The sequence below is a fragment of the Herbiconiux sp. 11R-BC genome (assembly GCF_049472555.1).
Taxonomy (GTDB): Bacteria; Actinomycetota; Actinomycetes; order Actinomycetales; family Microbacteriaceae; genus Herbiconiux.
In genome coordinates this window covers 116,025-135,864 of sequence record NZ_JBCEBO010000004.1, presented here as the reverse complement: position 1 = coordinate 135,864, position 19,840 = coordinate 116,025, and the positions used below count along the sequence as shown (strand labels likewise).

The window sequence follows — 19,840 nt, the reverse complement described above, 5'->3', positions numbered from 1 at the left end:
CGGCGGAGTCCGCGCTCACGGTCGCCTCCGTGAGCGCAGCGCCAGGCCCAGCCCGGCGAGCCCCGCGATGATCGTGGCCGTGGTTGCGGCGATGGAGACCGGGCCGCCGTCGCCCACGGAGGAGCCCGTCAGCGCGAGGAGCGCCGGGACGGCCGGCGTGGGTGGGGGCCCTGCCGGGACGCCGGGCGGGAGCGGCGAGGTCGGTCTCGGCGTCGCCGGTGGCGACGCGCTCGGCGGGGTCACGACCTCGATCGACTCGAACTCGTGCACGCGGGAGTCGCTGAAGGCGGCCACCAGCCCGTCGTCGGGTTCGGCGGCCGGGTCGCCGAGGCCAGAGCCGGCGGTCGGCGCAGACCCGCCCGACCCGCCCGACCCGCCCGACCCGGTCGGTCGGCCGGTGCCGGTGGCCGGCGTGCCGGCGCCGGAAGCCGCTGCCGTCGAGACAGTCCGAGGACGGGGAGTCGCCGTGAACACGAAGTAGTAGAAGCCGGGCGCGGACACCGCGATGCACGGAGACTCGTACTCCCCGTCGCCCGGAACGGTGGTCGTCACCGATCCCGCGACCGGAGCCCCACCCGGATGCTCCGGCACGCTGCCCGGGGCGGGCCGCTCGGCCAGTGGCCCGATGAGCGTGCTCTCGACCTCGATCGGGTCGCCACCCGCCGGAAGACCGGTCACGCCCAAGCGGTCGCTGACGCATCCGGGTCCCGTCTGATGGTTCACCGAGGCCATGGTCTCGATGGCCGGGGCCGCATCGACACGGGTGGTCTCGGCGGCGACACCGAAGCCGGAGCTCCAGCCCAGCAGCCGGTCTCCGCCGCGGTCGGCCGGCGTACGGCCGGGGTCGATCGAATCGGTCCACACGTAGTAGCCCGCCGCGGGCAGAACGCACGGCGGCGTGGTTCTGCGCACGGGACCCTCATCGATCACGGTCTCGACGGTGCAGACGATCGGCCCGTCGGCCGGCGGCCCGGCCGCTTCGGCAGGGCGGCGGGGGAACGGGCCCCACAGGGTGCTCGAGACCACGACCGGAATCGGCCTGAGCGAGCCGTCCGAAGCGGCGTACACGCCCCAGGCGCCGCCGGTCGGAGACTCCGGGTGCACCTCGACCGTGAGCTCGTCGGCCAGCGGGTCGCCCGCCTCGGCGATCACGGAGCCCGTGCTGGTCTGCACCCGCGGACGGAAGGGCAGGTCGTTCGGAGCCGTCGCGGAGGCCTGCGCCCGCGCGTCCACGCCGAAGGGCGCGGTCACGAGCAGGCTCTGAGCCGCTCCCGTGTTGCGGCCGAGGCGGAACCGGCCGCCGTACGGGAGGTCGCGGTAGGAGACCTCGGCCACGACGGTCTCGGTCGCCCCCGCCTGATCGGGCCGGATGCCGCGCGAGCGCCCGTTCGGCACCGACGCCTCCCGGGAGCCGTCCTCGAAGGTCGCTCCCCGCAGCGTGACGACCGCGTCATGGGTTCCGGGCGGCACCGTCTGCGGCCCCGCGAGGTAGTCGACGACGAGCTCAGGGGTCACCGAGCCGCCGGGCCCGGCCAGATCGAGCCTCACGGAGGCGGTGGCTCCGCGCGAGGCGCCACCCGCCGCATCCGCGCGTCGCAGCATGTGGTTCGCCGCGTCGAGCACCTCCCCGGCGTGACCGTTGGCCCGGCGCGCGAAGTAGGCCTGGTCGTGCCCGGCGAGGCCCGTGATGGTCCAGGTGGCGAGCTGCGCGGCCGCCGCTTCGAAGGGATCGGCCGGGTCGCCCCAGGTGCGGGAGAGGTAGGCCAATCGCGCCGCGTCGTCGGCCGGCACCAGGCCCGAGAGCAGCCCGTCGACGTAGTCGACGTCGGACCCGGTGGGCTGCGGCTTGGTGACGTCGATGCAGTAGCCGGAACTCCCGTCGTCGAGGCGGTAGCTCCCGATCCACGACGCGTGATCGCCGTCCCACAGAACCCCGTTGCCGTGGCCGAGGGCGTGCGCGGCAGAGGCGGGCTGCGCGGCACCGGCCAAGGCGGCGGAGAGGGTGGCGAGCAGGAGCAGGAGACCTCCGAGGAGGCGACGACGTGGGTTCATGAACACAGGGTGACGGGCGTGCATCCGAGGGGCGGACGGCCGCCGCGAATCTGTGTACAACCGCCGTTCGCGCCCGGGTTGGGGAGGACAAGACGCCCGGCTCCGCGGGAGTAGAGTCTTAGATGGTGTCCGGATCGACGACGGGGAAACCTCCTGTCGGCGAGCCTTGAGTCATGTCCCGTACGAGGGACCTGCGAGAAGAAAGCGGATTGGAAGACCAGCGTGGATCTATTCGAGTACCAAGCCCGAGACCTCTTTGAGAGCTATGGCGTTCCGGTTCTGCCGGGCATCATCGCGGATACGCCCGACGAGGTGAGGGCGGCTGCGGAGAAGCTCGGCGGCGTCACCGTGGTGAAGGCGCAGGTCAAGGTGGGCGGCCGCGGCAAAGCCGGCGGCGTCAAGGTGGCCAAAGACCCGGAGGTCGCCGAGGAGGCGGCGAAGGCGATTCTCGGCCTCGACATCAAGGGTCACGTCGTGAAGCGCGTGATGGTCGCCGGCGGCGCCCGCATCGCGCAGGAGTTCTACTTCTCGGTGCTGCTCGACCGGGCCAACCGCTCCTACCTCTCGCTCACGAGCTACGAGGGCGGCATGGAGATCGAACAGCTCGCCGTCGAGCGCCCCGAGGCCCTCGCTCGCATCGAGGTGGACCCGATCGCCGGCATCGACCTCGAGACCGCGAAGAAGATCGCCGTCGAGGCGAAGTTCCCCGCCGAGCTCGTCGACAAGGTCGCGCCGGTGTTCGTGAAGCTCTGGGACGTCTACAAGGGCGAGGATGCGACGCTCGTCGAGGTGAACCCGCTGGTGCTCACCGAGGAGGGCGACATCATCGCCCTCGACGGCAAGGTCTCGCTCGACGAGAACGCCGACTTCCGCCACCCGAACCACGAGGCGCTCGAAGACGCAGAAGCGGCCGACCCGCTCGAGGCCAAGGCCAAGAAGCTGAACCTCAACTACGTGAAGCTCGACGGCCAGGTCGGCGTGATCGGCAACGGCGCTGGGCTCGTGATGTCGACCCTCGACGTGGTCTCCTACGCCGGTGAGAAGCACGACGGCGTGAAGCCCGCCAACTTCCTCGACATCGGCGGCGGAGCATCCGCTCAGGTGATGGCGAACGGCCTCGACGTCATCCTCGGCGACGAGCAGGTGAAGAGCGTGTTCGTGAACGTCTTCGGCGGCATCACGGCCTGCGACGCCGTGGCCAACGGCATCGTCGGCGCCCTCGAGGTGCTCGGCGACACCGCCACCAAGCCCCTCGTGGTGCGCCTGGACGGCAACAAGGTCGAGGAGGGGCGGCGCATCCTCGAGGAAGCGGCCCACCCGCTCGTGACCCTGGCGCTCACCATGGACGAGGGCGCCGACAAGGCAGCCGAGCTCGCCGCGGCTGCGAAGTAAGTAGAGGACGAGAGAGCTATGTCGATTTTTCTGAACAAGGACTCCAAGGTCATCGTGCAGGGCATCACGGGCGGTGAGGGCACCAAGCACACCGCCCTCATGCTGAAGGCCGGCACCCAGGTGCTCGGCGGCGTGAACGCCCGCAAGGCCGGCACCACCGTCTCCCACACCGACAAGGACGGCAACCCCGTCGAGCTGCCGGTGTTCGGCACGGTCGCCGAGGCCATCGAAGCCACCGGCGCCGACGTCTCGATCGCCTTCGTGCCCCCGGCCTTCTCGAAGGACGCGATCATCGAGGCCATCGACTCCGAGATCCCGCTGCTCGTCGTGATCACCGAGGGCATCCCGGTGCAGGACTCGGCCGAGGCCTGGGCCTACGCCAAGGCCAAGGGCAACAAGACCCGCATCATCGGCCCGAACTGCCCCGGCATCATCACCCCCGGCGAAGCGCTCGTGGGCATCACCCCGGCGAACATCACCGGCAAGGGCCCGATCGGCCTCGTCTCGAAGTCGGGCACGCTGACCTACCAGATGATGTACGAGCTGCGCGACCTCGGCTTCTCGACCGCCATCGGAATCGGCGGCGACCCCATCATCGGCACGACCCACATCGACGCGCTCGCCGCGTTCGAGGCCGACCCCGAGACGAAGGCGATCGTCATGATCGGCGAGATCGGCGGCGACGCCGAGGAGCGCGCGGCCGACTTCATCAAGGCGAACGTCACGAAGCCCGTCGTGGGCTATGTAGCGGGCTTCACCGCCCCCGAGGGCAAGACCATGGGCCACGCCGGCGCCATCGTCTCCGGCTCGGCCGGCACCGCCCAGGCGAAGAAGGAGGCCCTCGAGGCCGCCGGTGTGCGCGTGGGTAAGACGCCCAGCGAGACCGCCGCCCTCCTCCGCGAGGTCTACGCCGCCTTGTAGGGCATCCACCCCTCGAGCCGTCAGCTCGTCCCGCACCGACACGATCGGAACGGGATGACCTGACGGCTCGCGCGGTTAAGCCAGAATGTTCCCATGACCACCGAGAGACGTGACGGGATGTCGCTGGCGCAGCGGCTGCGGCACGAGGTGGTGACGCCGGAAGCCATCTACGGCACGATCCTGGTGACCGCGCTCATCGTGCTCGCCGAGGACGGCGAGAGCGATTTCAGCCTGCTCGTCGTGGTGGTGGCGACCAGCTTCGTGTTCTGGATCGCCCACGTCTTCGCGGCCACCGTCGCCCGCCACGGCAAGCGGGGCGACAAGGAGATCCCGCTCGGGCAGGCTCTGGCCGACGCGGTGCGGCACTCCTCCGGGCTCCTCACCTCGGCCGTCATCCCCGTGCTGTTCCTCGCGCTCGGCGCTGCGGGAGCCCTCTCCGAGGCGGTCGCCTACGACCTCGCCCTGGTCGTCGGAGTGGTGGTGCTCTTCCTGCTCGGGCTGCTCGCCTTCGCCGAACGGGGCAGCCGGTGGTACTGGTGCCTGCTCGGCGGGCTGGCGACCGCGCTGCTCGGCGTCATCGTGATCTTCTTGAAGGTGGTCTTCCACTGAGCTGAGCGCAGGCGTGCCGTCGGCGGATGCATCGACCCGGCAGGTAGGCTCGGCCACGCATGAATCGCCCAATCACCGCCCTGCTCTCCGCCCTCGACGCGGTGATCGTCGTCGCGATCGGCGTGGGCATCCCGCTCGTTCCCCTGACCATCCTGTGGGCCACCCAGTTCGGGCTCGCGGTCGACTGGCTGTCGTTCTGGCGCGCATCCGGGGATCTCTGGCTGCTCGGCAACGGCGTGGACCTGCTGCTGACCATCGACCCGGCCATCGCGCTGCGCCTCGGCGTGGCCGGGGCCGAGCTGCCCTTCGAGGTGGGCATCGCCCTGCTCGGCTTCGCGCTCGTGACCGTGCTGCTCGGCGTGCGCTCCGGCCGGCGGCTGACGGCGACCGCCTATCCCGTGACGGGCGCCGTCGCGGGTGCCGTGACGCTCGCCCTGTTCGCTCTGCTCGTGTGCCTCGGCTCACGCGACCCGGGTGCTCTGCCCTCGGTCGGGCAGAGCATCGTCTACCCCGCCTTCGTCTACGCCCTCGGCATGGCGATCGGCTACGCCTGGGCCACGCGCCGCGTCGCGCCGGTGGAGTTCGGCCCGGGCTCCGCGATCCGTCAGCGCTGGGCGGCGCGCATCGCCGCCATCGCCCCCGGCGACCGTGGCCTCGTGGTGCTCGCGTTCCGGGCCGGCGCCATCGCCGCCGCGGCCGTGGTGGGCATCTCGGCCGTCGCGATGGCCCTCATCCTGGTGTTCAACTTCTCGTCGATCGTCTCCCTCTACGAGAGCCTGCAGTCGGGCCTGATGGGCGGCATCGCCCTCACCCTCGCGCAACTCGCGCTGCTGCCCAACCTCATCGTGTGGACGGCGAGCTGGTTCGTGGGCCCGGGCTTCGCGCTCGGCGCCGGCTCCGCGGTCTCGCCTCTCGGCACCCAGCTCGGGCTCGTCCCGTCGCTGCCGGTGCTCGGCGCGCTGCCCCACGGCACCGCGGCGCTCGGCTTCCTGGGTCTGCTGGTGCCCGTGGCGGTGGGCTACTTCACAGCCGCCGCCCTGCGGCCGGGCTACCTCGCGAGCGTCGAGGGTCGCGCCGGGAGGGGCTTGCGTCTCGGGCTCACCGCCGTGGGGGCCGGAGCCGTGGGGGCGAGCATCCTCGCTCTCCTCGCCCTGTGGTCGGGCGGGGCCGCCGGGCCGGGCCGGCTCGCCGAGGTGGGGCCCGACGCCGGCTGGGTGTGGGTGTGGGCCTTCCTCGAGCTCACCGTCTCGATGCTGCTCGGCCTGATCGCCGGGGCCTCGCGGCGCGGCGCGGCGGATACACTGTGACGGTGCTGTCGCTGCTGGTTCTGATCTCCGGAGGAGGCTCCAATCTCAGGGCCCTCCTCGAAGCGTCGAGCGATGCGGAGTACCCGGCGCGGGTGATCGCCGTCGGCTCCGACACGGATGCGCCGGGCCTCGCCCACGCCGAGGAGTTCGGCATCCCGAGCTTCACGGTGGTCCCCACCTCCTTCTCCTCGCGCGAGGCCTGGGGCGCCGAACTGCTCGAGCAGATCGAGCGCTGGTCGCCCGACCTCGTGGTGTGCGCCGGATTCATGCGCATCCTGCCGCCCGTCGTGGTGTCGGCGCTGACGCCGCAGCTCATCAACACGCATCCGGCCCTCCTCCCCGCCTTCCCCGGCGCCCACGCGGTGCGCGACGCGCTCGCCGCCGGCGTCGACACCACCGGAGTGACCGTGCACGTCATCGACGAGGGCGTCGACACGGGCCCCGTGATCGTGCAGCGCACCGTGCGCGTCGAGCCCGGCGACACCGAGCACGAACTGCACGAACGCATCAAGACCGTCGAGAGAGACCTGCTCGTGCAGGCCGTGCTCGACATCGCCAACGGAGAAGTCGATCTCAAGGAGATAGCAGCACGATGAGTGGTCCCCAGCACGACCCGAGCCTCTACACGCACCGCGACACGGTGCCGATCACCCGGGCGCTGATCTCGGTCAGCGACAAGACGGGGCTCGTGCCCTTCGTGCAGGCGCTCGCCGCCGCCGGGGTCGAGATCGTGTCGACCGGGTCGACCGCCAAGACCATCGCCGACGCCGGCGTCGCCGTCACCGAGGTGTCGAGCGTCACCGGCTTCCCCGAGTCGCTCGACGGCCGCGTGAAGACGCTGCACCCGGGCGTGCACGCCGGCATCCTCGCCGACCTGCGCCTCGAGTCGCACAAGCAGCAGCTGGCGGAGCTCGGCATCCGGCCCTTCGACCTCGTGGTGGTGAACCTCTACCCGTTCCGCGAGACGGTCGCCTCGGGCGCGGCTCCGGATGCGGTGATCGAGCAGATCGACATCGGCGGCCCTGCCCTCGTGCGCGCCTCGGCCAAGAACTTCGCGAACGTGGCGATCGTGGTGTCGCCCGAGCGCTACGCCGAGGTGGTGGCCGCGCTCGCCGCGGGCGGCACCGGCCTCGCGGTGCGCCGCGGTCTCGCCGCCGAGGCCTTCGCGCACACGGCCTCCTACGACACCGCCGTCGCCGGCTGGTTCGCCGAGCAGCTCGCGGGAGCGGCGGCCGATGCCGTCGCCGCCGAGGAGCTCGCGACGGATGCCGCCGCTCCGGATGCTGACGCCGGCTTCCCGGATGCTCTCGCCATCTCCGCCGCGAAGGCCGCGACTCTGCGCTACGGCGAGAATTCGCACCAGCAGGCCGCGATCTACACGCTCGAGGGCGGCGCCGGCATCGCCCAGGCCGTGCAGCTGCACGGCAAGGAGATGTCGTACAACAACTACGTCGACGCCGATGCCGCCGTGCGCGCGGCCTACGACTTCGCCGAGCCGGCCGTGGCCATCATCAAGCACGCGAACCCCTGCGGCATCGCCGTGGGCGCGGCCGGCGCTCCGGATGCGATCGCCTCCGCGCACGCCCAGGCCCACGCCTGCGACCCGGTGTCGGCCTTCGGCGGCGTGATCGCCGCGAACCGCACGGTGACCCTCGCGATGGCGCAGCAGGTGAAGGAGATCTTCACCGAGGTGCTCGTGGCCCCGGCCTTCGACGGCGAGGCCTTCGAGCTGCTGGCGACGAAGAAGAACCTCCGACTGCTCACCCTCCCCGAGGGCTACGCGCGTGAGGCCGTGGAACTGCGGCAGATCAGCGGGGGCTTCCTCGCCCAGACCCCGGACGGCTTCGCGGGGCTCGACCCGGCGAACTGGACGCTCGTGGCCGGCGACGCCGCCGACGAGGCCACCCTCGCCGACCTCGTGTTCGCGTGGAAGGCCTGCCGGGCGGTGAAGTCGAACGCCATCCTGCTCGCCTCGGGCGGCGCCTCCGTCGGCGTCGGCATGGGCCAGGTGAACCGGGTCGACTCGTGCCACCTCGCGGTGACGCGCGCCGGAGACCGCGCCGCGGGCTCCGTGGCGGCCTCGGATGCCTTCTTCCCCTTCGCCGACGGGCTCGAGGTGCTGCTCGAGGCCGGTGTGAAGGCCGTGGTGCAGCCCGGTGGCTCGGTGCGAGACGAGGAGGTCGTCGCGGCCGCGGCGGCCGCCGGTGTCACCATGTACTTCACGGGGGAGCGCCACTTCTTCCACTAGACCGTCGAGCCGGTGACGCTCGTCGCCGGCCCGTCGAGCCGGCATCGAGCCGGTATTCGGGTGCCGCACCGGCGGCATCCAGCCAGAATCACCTAAGGTCAAAGAATGTCTTCACTCCGTCTCCGATCGCTCGGGGCCTCGCTCGTCGCGGCCGTGGCCGTCGCCCTGATCGCGCTCGTCGGAGCCGACCTCGCCTTCTTCGTCGGCAACGCCCAGAATCCGCAGGTGTTCACGGCGTATTCGCCCTACTTCCTGCCGGCGACGCTGCTGCTGTTCGTGTTCGCGGCCGTCTTCGGCATCGTGGGCGCCTACCGCCGCTGGTACACGGCACTCATCGCGGGCGTCGTAGGGGCCACGCTGGCCGCCTTCGTGGGCACGGGGATCTCCGCCCTCGGCGCCGGGATCGCGCTCGACGCCATGCTCGCTCCGCTCGCCGCGACCCTGCTGGGCAACAACCTGATCTTCATCATCGCCGGCGTGCTGGCCTCGGTGACCGTCGCGCGCCGCATCTACGCAGCGCTCGCGAGCGACGCCGAGGAGGAGGTGCTGCGCAAGCGCTACGCCCTCGTGCGCCGGCCTGCCGCCACGCTCGCCGACGGCCTCGTGACCCACATCGAGCGCTCCCCGGTCGACGTCGATCTCGCCGAGGAGCAGTGGGAGTCGTATCTCGCCGCGCTCACCGGCGCCGGCTGGGACCCGGTGGAGGTCGACACGGCCGACGACCTCGCCGACTCGGTGTTCGTGGAGGACACGGTGGTGATGTTCGGCGCCCTCGCGGTGATCACGAGCCCGGGTGCCGAGGAGCGGGTGGCCGAGACCGAGGCCGTGGAGGCGACCGTGCGATCCCTGGGCATCGAGGTGCTGCGCATCGCGCGCCCCGGCACCCTCGACGGCGGCGACGTGCTGAAGATCGGCTCGACCGTCTACGTGGGGCGCGGCGGGCGCACGAACTCCGACGGCATCCGGCAGCTGCGCAAGATCCTCGCGCCGCGCGGCTACTCGGTCGTGGCCGTGCCGATCACCAAGGTGCTGCACCTCAAGAGCGCCGTCACCGCGCTGCCCGACGGCACCGTCATCGGCTACCGCCCGCTCGTCGACGACCCCTTCGTGTTCGACCGCTTCCTCGAGATGCCGGAGCCGGCGGGAGCCCACGTCGTGGTACTCGCCGACGACACCGTGCTGCTCGCGGCCTCCGCCCCGGAGTCGGCGCGGCTGATCGAAGGACTCGGCTACCGGGTGATCTCCGTCGACATCTCCGAGTTCGAGAAGCTCGAGGGCTGCGTGACCTGCCTCTCGGTGCGGGTGCGCTGACTCCTCGAATGCTCGTCGCCCGCCGCGGTTGCATTCCGTGGCATCGCGAGGGTAGCCTATAAGGCTGCCTCGACGCCAACACCCCCTCAAAGGGGGTATTCGTCGTGCCCTCACGCAGACGCACCCCACGAAAGAGATGGTCATGGAAGCCGAGTCGACTGCTACCAGTACGGTGGCGGTGCTGTCGCGCCTGCATCCCTTCGTGAAGCCGGCGCTGCCCCGCATCTACGGCGCCATGGTGGTGTCGCTCTCCGCGAGCGTGGTGGCGCTCGCCATCCCGCAGGTGCTGCAGTGGATGGTCGACGGCCCGCTCGCCGACGGCGACGCCTCGCAGATCTGGCTCGCCGCCGGCATCGTGCTCACCCTCGGCGTGCTCGAGGCAGTGCTGATCGGCGCCCGTCGCGCCCTCGTGCTCACCCCGGGAACCTACGTGGAGTCGCGGATGCGCAACGCGCTCTACCGGCAGCTGCAAGACCTTCCGGTGGCCTTCCACGACCGCTGGCCGAGCGGGCAGCTGCTCTCGCGCGCCGTGAGCGACCTCAACCTCATCCGGCGCTGGCTCTCGTTCGGGCTCGTGCTGCTCGTGGTGAACGTGCTCACCATCGTGGGCGGCGCCGTCATCCTGCTGCTGCTCAACTGGGTGCTCGGGCTCATCTTCGTGGCCGCCGCCGTGCCCGTCATGATCTACAGCTTCGCCTTCGAGCGCAAGTACTCCGACGTCGCCCGGCGCAGCCAGGACCAGGCGGGCGACCTCGCGACGAGCGTCGAGGAGTCGGTGCACGGCATCCGGGTGCTCAAGGCCTTCGGGCGCAGCCGCTACGCGCTCAAGCGCTTCGAGAACCAGGCCGAGCAACTGCGCGGCACCGAGATCGAGAAGGCCAAGGCCATCGCGGGCATCTGGCTCTACCTCACCCTCATCCCCGACCTCGCCTTCGGGGTGTGCCTCGTGGTGGGCGTGTGGCTGGCCTCGACCGGAGCCTCCTCGGTGGGCGAGCTGGTGGCGTTCTTCGCCACCGGCACGGTGCTGCTGTTCCCCATCTGGTCGCTCGGCTACTTCCTCGCCATGACCCTCGACGCGAAGACCGCGACCCTGCGCTTCTTCGAGGTGATGGATGCGGTGAACACGATCGAAGACCCGGCCGAACCGCGTTCGATCGCCGACGGCCGCGGCGAGCTCTCGTTCGACGAGGTGCACTTCCGCTACCAGGATGCGCCGGAGACCTTCTCCGACCTGCTCGACGGCGTGACGCTCACCGTGCGGCCGGGGGAGACCATGGCCCTCGTCGGGCTCACGGGCTCGGGCAAGTCGACGCTCACGGCGCTGGCCAGCCGGCTCTACGACGTGACCGGAGGTGCCGTGCGCGTCGACGGCGTCGACGTGCGGGAGCTCCGCCGCGACGAGTTGCGCACCCGTGTGGCGATGGCCTTCGAGGAGGCCACGCTGTTCAGCCAGACCGTGCGTGAGAACGTGCTGCTCGGCCGGCCCGACGCCACGGAGGCCGAGCTCCGCGAGGCGCTCGAGATCGCGCAGGCCACCTTCGTCGACGAGCTCCCGCAGGGGCTCGACACGAAGATCGGCGAGGAGGGCATGAGCCTCTCCGGTGGCCAGCGGCAGCGGCTCGCGCTCGCCCGGGCGATCGCGGCGAAGCCGAGCATCCTGGTACTCGACGACCCGCTGTCGGCGCTCGACGTCGACACCGAGGCGCTCGTGGAGGCCGCGCTGCGGAGGGTGCTCGCCACCACCACGGCGCTCATCGTGGCGCACCGGCCGTCCACGGTCGCGCTCGCCGACCGCGTGGCGCTGCTGCAGGAGGGGCGCATCACCGCGGTGGGAACGCACGCCGAGCTGCTCGCCTCGAGCGAGCACTACCGCTTCGTGATCTCGAGCCTGGAAGACGAAGAAGCGCGCGAGCGGGCCTCGCTGGACGACGAGCGCGACAAAGACAGACCGACCGCAGAACGCACCGAGGAGGTGACGAGATGACCGACGCATCCGTCCGCGGAGTCGGCGGCGAGGAACGCGACGACTTCTCGCGCGCCGAGAGCAAGCAGATCCGTGCCCGCTCGCTGCGCCTGCTCGGCTCGCTCGTACAGCCCATGCGGGCCCGGCTCGTGCTCAGCATCGTCGTGGTGGTCATCAGCACCCTCTCGCAGGTGGCCGGCCCCGCCATCATCGCCTACGGCATCGACACCGGGCTCCCCGCGCTGCTGAACGCCGACTGGATGCCCGTGGCCCTCGCCGGTCTCGCCTACCTGCTCTCCGGCGTGGTGGGCGCCACGCTCATCGCCTGGTTCACCATCCTCTCGGCGCGCATCAGCCAGGCGATCCTCTTCGACCTGCGCAAGCGCGTGTTCCTGCACACCCAGAAGCTCAGCCTCGAGTTCCACGAGAGCTACACCTCCGGGCGCATCATCTCGCGGCAGACGAGCGACCTCGATGCCATCCGCGAGCTGCTCGACTCGGGCATCAACCAGCTCGTGCAGGGTGTGCTGTACATGCTGTTCACGGCGATCGCGCTGTTCCTGCTCGACCCAGCGAGCGGTTTCATCCTGCTCGCCGCGCTCGTGCCGCTCGCGGTGCTGACACGCTGGTTCCAGCTGCGATCGCAGCGGATGTTCCGGCGTACGCGCGTGGCGTCGGCGCGGCTCATCGTGATGTTCGTCGAAACCATGACGGGCATCCGCGCGGTGAAGGCCTTCCGCAAGGAGAAGCGCAACGAGGCCGAGTTCGGCGGCCTGGTGGAGGACTACCGCGACGCCAACGCCCGCGTGATCAAGCTCTTCGGCGTCTACGACCCCGGGCTCGTCCTGATCGGCAACGTGGCCGTGGCGGTGGTGCTGCTCGTGGGCGGCTTCCGGGTGATCGACGGCGGCCTCGCGGTGGGTGTGCTGCTCGCCGCCGTGCTCTACACGCGGCGCTTCTTCGACCCGATGGAAGACATGGCCATGTTCTACAACTCCTACCAGAGCGCCACGGCCGCGCTGGAGAAGATCTCGGGCGTGCTCGAGGAGGAGCCGAGCGTGCCAGACCCCGAGCAGCCCGTCGACCTCTGGGAGTCGTCCGGAGCGGTGTCGTTCGAGGGCGTCGAGTTCGGGTACACCGAAGACCGGCCCATCCTGCCGCACTTCGACCTCACCCTTCCGGCGGGCCAGACCGTGGCGCTCGTGGGCTCCACCGGCGCCGGCAAGTCGACGCTCGCCAAGCTCATCTCGCGCTTCTACGACCCCACCCGGGGACGGGTGACGCTCGACGGCATCGACCTGCGGGAGCTGCATCCGAAAGACCTGCGCCGGGCCATCGTGATGGTCACGCAGGAGGCTTACCTGTTCTCGGGCACGGTGGCCGACAACATCGCGATCGGCAAGCCCGACGCGAGCCGCGAGGAGATCGAGGCGGCGGCGCGGGCGGTGGGCGCCGATGCGTTCATCCGCGGGCTCCCGAACGGCTACGAGACCGACGTGAACAAGCGCGGCGGCCGCGTTTCGGCCGGGCAGCGGCAGCTCATCTCGTTCGCACGCGCCTTTCTCGCCGATCCGGCGGTGCTCATCCTCGACGAGGCCACGGCGTCGCTCGACATCCCGAGCGAGCGACTGGTGCAGGATGCGCTGCAGACGCTCCTCGCCGACCGCACGGCCGTCATCATCGCGCACCGGTTGTCGACCGTGTCGATCGCCGACCGGGTGCTCGTGATGCAGAACGGGCGGATCGTCGAAGACGGCTCGCCGGCCGAGCTCATCGGCGGCGACGGCCGCTTCGCCCAGATGCACGCCTCCTGGCGCGACTCGCTCGTGTAGTGGCGGAGAGGGAATCGTGGGCTACATCATTCTGGTGATCGCGCAGACCATCGTGTTGCCCGTGGTCTCGGGTGGTGTCGAGCTCGCCGTCGCCGGCGGCGATCCGGCGCTCGTGTTCGGAAAGTGGTGGGTCTTCTGGGGAGTCGGCACGCGGCTGCTGGTGGCCGGAGCCGCCCAGGTCTCCGGTCGGGGCCCGACGGCCGCGATTCTGGGCTCTTCGGCCCCGAGCGTCCATGAGCAGCAGCTCATCCGCGAGCTGGGCACGGCGAACATCGGCATGGGCTTGGCCGGTCTCCTCGCGCTGGTGCCCGGATGGGCGCTCCCCGCGGGGGTCGCGGGTGGAGTCTTCCTCCTCGTCGCGGGCGCCATGCATCTCCCGAAGAAGGGCAAGAACGCCCAAGAGACGCTCGCGACCTGGACCGACCTGATCGTCGGGGCCGCCGTCGTCGTTCTCGCCGTCTACACCCTCATCCGGGTCGCCGCGGGGTAGAGCGCCGGGTCAGGGCTTCCAGGCGAAGTACTGCGAGCCGTACATGAACACGATGTGCCAGCCGTCCTGGCAGAGGATGTTCGAGGTGTCGAGGGCCTGGGGCCACCAGGTGTCGTCGAGCGGAGGCGTGTTGCCGGCGATCGAGGGGTCGCAGGTGGTTCCGATCGTCGCCGGAGTGGGCACTCCGAACTGCATGATGGCGTCACCCGTCTCGGTGTTCTCCTTCATGCGGATCATCACCGCGTTCTCGGGAACCCACGACGGGGCCTTCACCACGGAGCTCGATGCCTGCGAGTCGGCGAGCGTCGGGTAGAGCGCGGCCTGCACGGGCGGGGTGATGGCGTTCGCGAGGGTGCAGCCGGACAGCGCGGCGACGAGACCTGCCGCCGCGAGCCCGGCGAGAAGTACGCGTCTCTTCATCGGCTGTGGGTGTTCCTCTCGTGATGGGCATCCGGGTGCAGCGGCTGCCACCGAGCTACAGCGTAGCTGACGGCATAACCCGGTTCCCGCGAGATCGCTCGGAGCGGGGTGCCTTCGGCGTCGTAGTGCTCCCGGGCACGCACCTCATGACCGGCCGGAGGGAGGCCACCGGAGCGCACCACCCGCCACCACGGATGCGCGCTTCCGTAGCGCCGCATGACCGATCCGACGGCGCGTGCGGCGCGGCTGCCGAGCAGCGCCGCCACGTCGCCATAGCTGAGTACTCTCCCAGGCGGAATCGAGTCGACCACCTCGAGCACGGCGTCGACGAACGACGGATGCTCCTGCTCGTCGAACGACGGATGCTCCTGCTCGGCGTGCACAGACGGCCGGTCGCTCCGGCCGCCGGTCACAGAGCCAGAGCGGCGATCGTCTCGCCGTAGGGGGTCTCGCCGATCTGCTCGAAGCCGATGCGCTCGAAGAACGCGGCCGGCCCCGCTTCGCCCGGCTCGAAGATGACGGTGATGCGGTCGAAGCCGCGGCTGCGGGCCTCGTCGGCCAGGGCGCGCACGGCGAAGCGGCCGACGCCGTGGCCCTGCGCATCCGCCGCCACGTTCATGCGCCAGATGCAGCCGCGGAAGATGTCCTCCTGTGCGTCGGGGTCGAAGTTGCCCATGATGAAGCCGACGACCTCGTCGTCTTCGAGCACGACACGCGGCCACGCGGTGGCCGGGTTCACGTAGGCCTCGGCGATGGAGTGCGAGACCGGGGCCACGAACTGCTCCTGACCTGGCTTGAGCGTGAGCGTGTTGGCCGCGACGATGTTGGACGCCGACAGCTCTTCGAGCCTCAGTTCACTCATGGTCAGAGACTAACCTCTGCGTGAGGGCCGCGCCACCGGGCGCCGTGCCGTCCCCGTTCCGAGCCGGGCAAAACTATCTCGATGTCGAGATAGTTGCGGAAGCGGGTAAACTGGCACACGGGCCATTTCCGGCGGTTGTTGAGGAGCTGAATTGCAGAAGATCAAGGTTGAAGGCACGGTCGTCGAACTCGACGGCGACGAGATGACGCGCATCATCTGGCAGGCCATCAAAGACACGCTGATCCACCCCTATCTCGATGTGAACCTCGAGTACTACGACCTCGGCATCGAGCACCGCGACGCGACCGACGACCAGGTCACGATCGACGCCGCCCACGCCATCCAGAAGCACGGCGTCGGCGTCAAGTGCGCCACCATCACGCCCGACGAGGCGCGCGTGGAGGAGTTCGGCCTGAAGAAGATGTGGAAGTCGCCGAACGGCACCATCCGTAACATCCTCGGCGGCGTCATCTTCCGCGAGCCCATCATCATCTCGAACATCCCGCGCCTGGTGCCCGGCTGGAACAAGCCGATCATCATCGGCCGTCACGCCTTCGGCGACCAGTACCGCGCCACCGACTTCGTGTTCAAGGGCAAGGGCAAGCTCACGGTCGAGTTCACGCCCGCAGACGGCTCGGAGCCCCTGAAGTTCGACGTCTACGACGCTCCGGATGACGGCATCGCCCAGGTGCAGTACAACCAGGATGCGTCGATCCGCGACTTCGCCCGCGCCTCGCTCAACTACGGCCTCAGCCGCAACTACCCGGTCTACCTCTCCACGAAGAACACCATCCTGAAGGCCTACGACGGCCGCTTCAAGGACATCTTCCAGGAGATCTTCGAGGCCGAGTTCAAGGAGCAGTTCGACGCCGCCGGCCTCACCTACGAGCACCGCCTCATCGACGACATGGTCGCTTCGGCCATGAAGTGGGAGGGCGGCTACGTCTGGGCCTGCAAGAACTACGACGGCGACGTGCAGAGCGACACCGTGGCGCAGGGCTTCGGCTCGCTGGGCCTGATGACCTCGGTGCTCGCCACGCCCGACGGCAAGGTCGTGGAGGCGGAGGCCGCGCACGGCACCGTCACCCGTCACTACCGCCAGCACCAGGCCGGCAAGCCCACCTCCACCAACCCCATCGCCTCGATCTACGCCTGGACCCGGGGGCTCGCCCACCGCGGTCTGCTCGACGGCAACCAGGCCCTGATCGACTTCTCGCTCACCCTCGAAGACGTGGTCATCAAGACCGTCGAGTCGGGCAAGATGACGAAGGACCTGGCCCTGCTCGTCAGTCCCGACCAGCCGTACCAGACCACCGAGGAGTTCCTGGCGACCCTCGACGAGAACCTCAAGGCCCGCATGGAGGCTGCCGCCTAGGCACCCCCCCTCACCAAAAACAAGGAGTTCTTCGACGAAACGCCGGCCACGGGGCCATCCCCGCCGGCGGGTCGTCGAAGAACTCCTTGTTTTTGGGGTGGGGGTGGGGGTGAAGGGGAGGGGAGGGTCAGAGGAGGGGGCGGCCGGCGGCGTAGACGGCGGTGACCGTCCAGTCGGGGTCGAGGAGCACGGCGTCGGCGGCGAAGCCGGGGCGGAGGAGGCCGAGATCGTCGGCCCGGCCGATCGTGCGCGCGGGTGTGGCGGTGAGCGCCTCGACGGCGAGCACCGGATCGACGCCCGACTCCTCGACCGCCCAGCGGAGAGCGGCGTCCTGCGTGAGCGTGGAGCCGGCGATGGTGGCGGTGCCCGAGAGCATCGCGCGCCCCTCGGTGACGCTCACGTTGAGGGTGCCGAGGCGGTAGTGGCCGTCGGCCGAACCGGCGGCGGCCATCGCGTCGGTGATCATCACGATGCGGCGGGGCGCGGCGAGGAACGCCATCTTCACGACATCCGGATGCACGTGGAAGCCGTCGACGATCAGCTCGAGGCCGACGCGCGGGTCGTCGAACGCGGCGACCACGGGGCCCGGCTCGCGGTGCTTGATGCCGGGCATGGCGTTGAAGGCGTGTGTGAGCAGGGTGGCTCCGCGGTCGAAGGCCTCCTTGGTGAGCGCGAGGTCGGCGGCGGTGTGGCCGACCGCCACCACGACGCCGGCGTCGACGAACGCCGTGATCGCCTCGAGCGCTCCGGGCAGCTCGGGAGCGATGGTGATCTGCACGAGGTGCCCGCGCCCGCGGGCCACCAGCAGCGCGACCTCCTCGGGGGTGGGGGAGCGCAGGAAGTCGGGGTTGTGCGCCCCGCGGTGGTTGCGTGCGAGGTAGGGGCCCTCGAGGTGGGCGCCGAGCACGAGCGGATCGGTGTCGGCGAGCACGGCGATGGTCTCGAGGGCCACCAAGAGCGACGGCACCGGGTTGGCGACGAGGGAGAGCACCGAACGGGTGGTGCCGTGACGGCGGTGCAGGGCCAGGGCTCCGGCGATCGCCTCGGGCCCGTCGTCGAAGGAGTGGCCGCCGCCGCCGTGGCCGTGCAGGTCGATGAAGCCGGGGGTGAGCCAGCGGCCGGCCGCATCGATCACCGCGCCCGCGGCATCCGGACCCGTAACGCCCCCTGCTACGGCGTCCGCGGGCTGCACGGCCTCGACGGCGTCGATCCGCTCGCGCCAGCCGTCGCCCGTGCCGACCGCCTCGATGCGGTCGCCCGAGGTGTGCATCCAGAAGCCGTCGACGACACCGTCGGCGTCGAGCTTGCGCGCTCCATGGATGAGGAGGGAGGTCATCCGAATTCCTTACGCCCCTGGATGACACCACTGACCACGGCGACGAGTCCGAAGACGAGGGCGATGAGCGGCTGGCCGAGCATGATCCAGGCCAGTGCCGCCGAGCCGATGACGACGATCTCGACGAGTGCCTTGCCGAAGGAGTCGAAGTGGAACACGGCCTTGGGTGAGCGGAACAGTGCCCAGATCACCATGGCGAAGACCGGTGTCGCGACGCCGAAGGCGATGTTCCAGGGGAACGGCCACGCCACGAATCCCCAGAACCCGAAGGTGAAGAAGGTGAACAGCTCGATCACGAACCGGAGTACGTCGTTGAAGCCGAGTCGGATGTCGCGGGGTTCGGGTTGCACCTTCCAATGGTAAAGCAGCCCGAATGTTACGGGTTTGTAAAGGATGCTCGCAAAATCCGTGAAGACCTTGCCACGAGTATGTTCGTAAGCTTTACTAACAAACATGACTGCATCGGAAGTGCAGCGAAGCTCTTCCCGCACCGAATCGTCGGCCCTGCCGGCGACCGGCCCGGGCTTCGCACACGGAAAAGCCCCCCAGGGCCGGATTCTCCGGCCCAGCGCCAAGGTGCTTCCCGAGCACGCCCGCGGTCACAACCGCTCCCTCGTACTCCAGACGCTCTACCGCGAGGGCAGCCGCAGCCGGGCCGACATCGCCCGCGAGACCGGCCTCACGCGGGTGACGATCAGCGCCCTCGTGGCCGAGCTCATCGCCGACGGCCTCGTGGTGGAGCTCGGTCAGCGCGAGGAGACCCGCCCCGGCAAGCCAGCCACCCTCCTCGACCTCGACCGCAGCGCCTTCGTGATCGTGGGCCTCGACCTCTCCGAGCACTCCACCTTCTCCGGCGCCCTGCTCGACCTCGACGGCGCCATCAGCGCCCGCGCCGAGGTCGCGCTCGCCGGAAGCACCGGCCAGGATGCGGTCGACAAGGTCATCGCGCTCGCCGCGGAGCTCGTCGACCGCGCCACCGCCCCCATCCTCGGCATCGGCGTGGGCTCGCCGGGCGTGGTGGACCTCGGCGGGGTCGTGCTCTCCGCCCCGAACCTCGGCTGGAACGGGATGCCGCTCCAGAGCATCCTCAACGACCGCTTCGGTGTTCCGGTGGTGGTGGCGAACGACGCCAACGCCGCCGTGCTCGCCGAGCACAGCTTCGGGGCCGCCGACAGCGACGCGATGCTCATCAAGATCGGCCACGGCGTCGGCGCGGGCCTGCTGCTCGGCGGAACCCCGCTCTTCGGCAGCCGCTTCGCCGCGGGCGAGATCGGGCACGTCGTCGTGGGCACCGACGGCGGCGAGGTCTGCGCCTGCGGAAAGCGCGGGTGTCTCGAGACCTGGCTCAGCATCCCGAACCTGATCGAACGACTGGACGGCGTGCAGCCGGCCGACGCGCGCGAACGCGAGGCCGTGCTGCGCGAGGCGGGGGAGCGCCTCGGCATCGCGCTGGCCCCCGTCGTGGGTGCGCTCGACCTCAGCGAGGTCATTCTGAGCGGCCCCACCGAACTTCTCGACGGACCGCTCGCCGCGGCCACCGTCGAGACGCTCCGCGCACGGACGATGGCCGAATTCCACGGCTCTCTGACGTTGCGGATGACCACGCTCGGGCAGGACATCGTTCTGCGCGGCGCGGCCGTGATGGTCCTCTCCGGACAACTCGGGGTCTCGTAGCACCCGCTCCGCGACCCTTCGCACCACCTCTGCACCAGAAGAGCCGGT

General features: G+C 70.3%; 18 protein-coding genes. 12 read left to right on the top strand and 6 right to left on the bottom strand.

Features of this window, described 5'->3' with window-relative positions; all coding sequences use genetic code 11:
• Nucleotides 1-15 precede the first annotated feature (15 nt).
• Entirely contained in the window at nt 16-2,052 is a 2,037-nt protein-coding gene (locus VD659_RS11435) for a hypothetical protein (protein WP_423261215.1), read from the bottom strand.
• Between the two features lie 222 nt (nt 2,053-2,274).
• Here VD659_RS11435 and sucC point away from each other — a divergent pair, with 222 nt between their 5' ends.
• The 10 genes from sucC to VD659_RS11385 all read left to right on the top strand — a co-directional run bounded on the left by sucC (nt 2,275) and on the right by VD659_RS11385 (nt 14,125).
• Nucleotides 2,275-3,444, top strand: a complete 1,170-nt coding sequence (gene sucC, locus VD659_RS11430) for an ADP-forming succinate--CoA ligase subunit beta (protein WP_423261214.1) — start codon at nt 2,275-2,277, stop codon at nt 3,442-3,444.
• An 18-nt stretch (nt 3,445-3,462) separates the two neighbouring features.
• The gene (gene sucD, locus VD659_RS11425; protein WP_137837118.1) at nt 3,463-4,365 is read left to right on the top strand and encodes a succinate--CoA ligase subunit alpha; all 903 of its coding nucleotides are present in this window, start codon (nt 3,463-3,465) and stop codon (nt 4,363-4,365) included.
• Nucleotides 4,366-4,458: 93 nt separating this feature from the next.
• Nucleotides 4,459-4,974: a hypothetical protein gene (locus VD659_RS11420; protein WP_423261213.1), complete on the top strand. Its 516-nt coding sequence runs from the start codon at nt 4,459-4,461 to the stop codon at nt 4,972-4,974.
• 59 nt (nt 4,975-5,033) lie between these two features.
• Nucleotides 5,034-6,281, top strand: a complete 1,248-nt coding sequence (locus VD659_RS11415; RefSeq protein ID WP_423261212.1) for a DUF6350 family protein — start codon at nt 5,034-5,036, stop codon at nt 6,279-6,281.
• A gap of 2 nt (nt 6,282-6,283) precedes the next feature.
• Complete coding sequence (gene purN / locus VD659_RS11410) at nt 6,284-6,877, top strand: phosphoribosylglycinamide formyltransferase (protein WP_137837115.1); 594 nt, start codon at nt 6,284-6,286, stop codon at nt 6,875-6,877.
• Entirely contained in the window at nt 6,874-8,529 is a 1,656-nt protein-coding gene (gene purH / locus VD659_RS11405; RefSeq protein WP_423261211.1) for a bifunctional phosphoribosylaminoimidazolecarboxamide formyltransferase/IMP cyclohydrolase, read from the top strand. Before purN ends, purH begins: the two co-directional genes overlap by 4 nt.
• Before the next feature lie 105 nt (nt 8,530-8,634).
• The gene (gene ddaH / locus VD659_RS11400) at nt 8,635-9,840 is read left to right on the top strand and encodes a dimethylargininase (RefSeq protein ID WP_423261210.1); all 1,206 of its coding nucleotides are present in this window, start codon (nt 8,635-8,637) and stop codon (nt 9,838-9,840) included.
• A 142-nt stretch (nt 9,841-9,982) separates the two neighbouring features.
• Nucleotides 9,983-11,824, top strand: a complete 1,842-nt coding sequence (locus tag VD659_RS11395) for an ABC transporter ATP-binding protein (RefSeq protein WP_423261209.1) — start codon at nt 9,983-9,985, stop codon at nt 11,822-11,824.
• A complete protein-coding gene (locus tag VD659_RS11390; RefSeq protein WP_423261208.1) occupies nt 11,821-13,635 on the top strand; it encodes an ABC transporter ATP-binding protein in 1,815 nt (604 codons plus the stop codon). The genes VD659_RS11395 and VD659_RS11390 overlap by 4 nt, the downstream gene beginning before the upstream one ends.
• 16 nt (nt 13,636-13,651) lie before the next feature.
• A complete protein-coding gene (locus VD659_RS11385; protein WP_423261207.1) occupies nt 13,652-14,125 on the top strand; it encodes a hypothetical protein in 474 nt (157 codons plus the stop codon).
• A 9-nt stretch (nt 14,126-14,134) separates the two neighbouring features.
• Here the strand turns inward: VD659_RS11385 and VD659_RS11380 are convergent, their stop codons facing one another.
• From VD659_RS11380 to VD659_RS11370, 3 genes are read right to left on the bottom strand one after another with little or no spacing between them, the layout of a single operon-like run.
• Nucleotides 14,135-14,545 (bottom strand): hypothetical protein, encoded by a 411-nt coding sequence (locus VD659_RS11380; RefSeq protein WP_137837109.1) that lies wholly within the window; start codon nt 14,543-14,545, stop codon nt 14,135-14,137.
• Entirely contained in the window at nt 14,542-14,928 is a 387-nt protein-coding gene (locus VD659_RS11375) for an MGMT family protein (RefSeq protein ID WP_423261206.1), read from the bottom strand. The genes VD659_RS11380 and VD659_RS11375 overlap by 4 nt, the downstream gene beginning before the upstream one ends.
• A 26-nt stretch (nt 14,929-14,954) precedes the next feature.
• On the bottom strand, nt 14,955-15,407 hold the full coding sequence (locus VD659_RS11370; protein ID WP_137837107.1) for a GNAT family N-acetyltransferase: 453 nt from the start codon (nt 15,405-15,407) through the stop codon (nt 14,955-14,957).
• A gap of 151 nt (nt 15,408-15,558) precedes the next feature.
• On the opposite strand from VD659_RS11370, the gene VD659_RS11365 reads away from it, so the two are divergent.
• Nucleotides 15,559-16,782, top strand: coding sequence for an NADP-dependent isocitrate dehydrogenase (locus VD659_RS11365; RefSeq protein ID WP_137837106.1), 1,224 nt, complete (start codon nt 15,559-15,561; stop codon nt 16,780-16,782).
• A 127-nt stretch (nt 16,783-16,909) separates the two neighbouring features.
• Here the strand turns inward: VD659_RS11365 and nagA are convergent, their stop codons facing one another.
• On the bottom strand, nt 16,910-18,118 hold the full coding sequence (gene nagA / locus VD659_RS11360) for an N-acetylglucosamine-6-phosphate deacetylase (RefSeq protein ID WP_423261205.1): 1,209 nt from the start codon (nt 18,116-18,118) through the stop codon (nt 16,910-16,912).
• Entirely contained in the window at nt 18,115-18,468 is a 354-nt protein-coding gene (locus VD659_RS11355) for a YrdB family protein (RefSeq protein WP_423261204.1), read from the bottom strand. The genes nagA and VD659_RS11355 overlap by 4 nt, the downstream gene beginning before the upstream one ends.
• Nucleotides 18,469-18,571: 103 nt before the next feature.
• Between VD659_RS11355 and VD659_RS11350 the strand changes: the two genes are divergently transcribed.
• Entirely contained in the window at nt 18,572-19,792 is a 1,221-nt protein-coding gene (locus VD659_RS11350; protein ID WP_423261203.1) for an ROK family transcriptional regulator, read from the top strand.
• Nucleotides 19,793-19,840 lie beyond the last annotated feature (48 nt).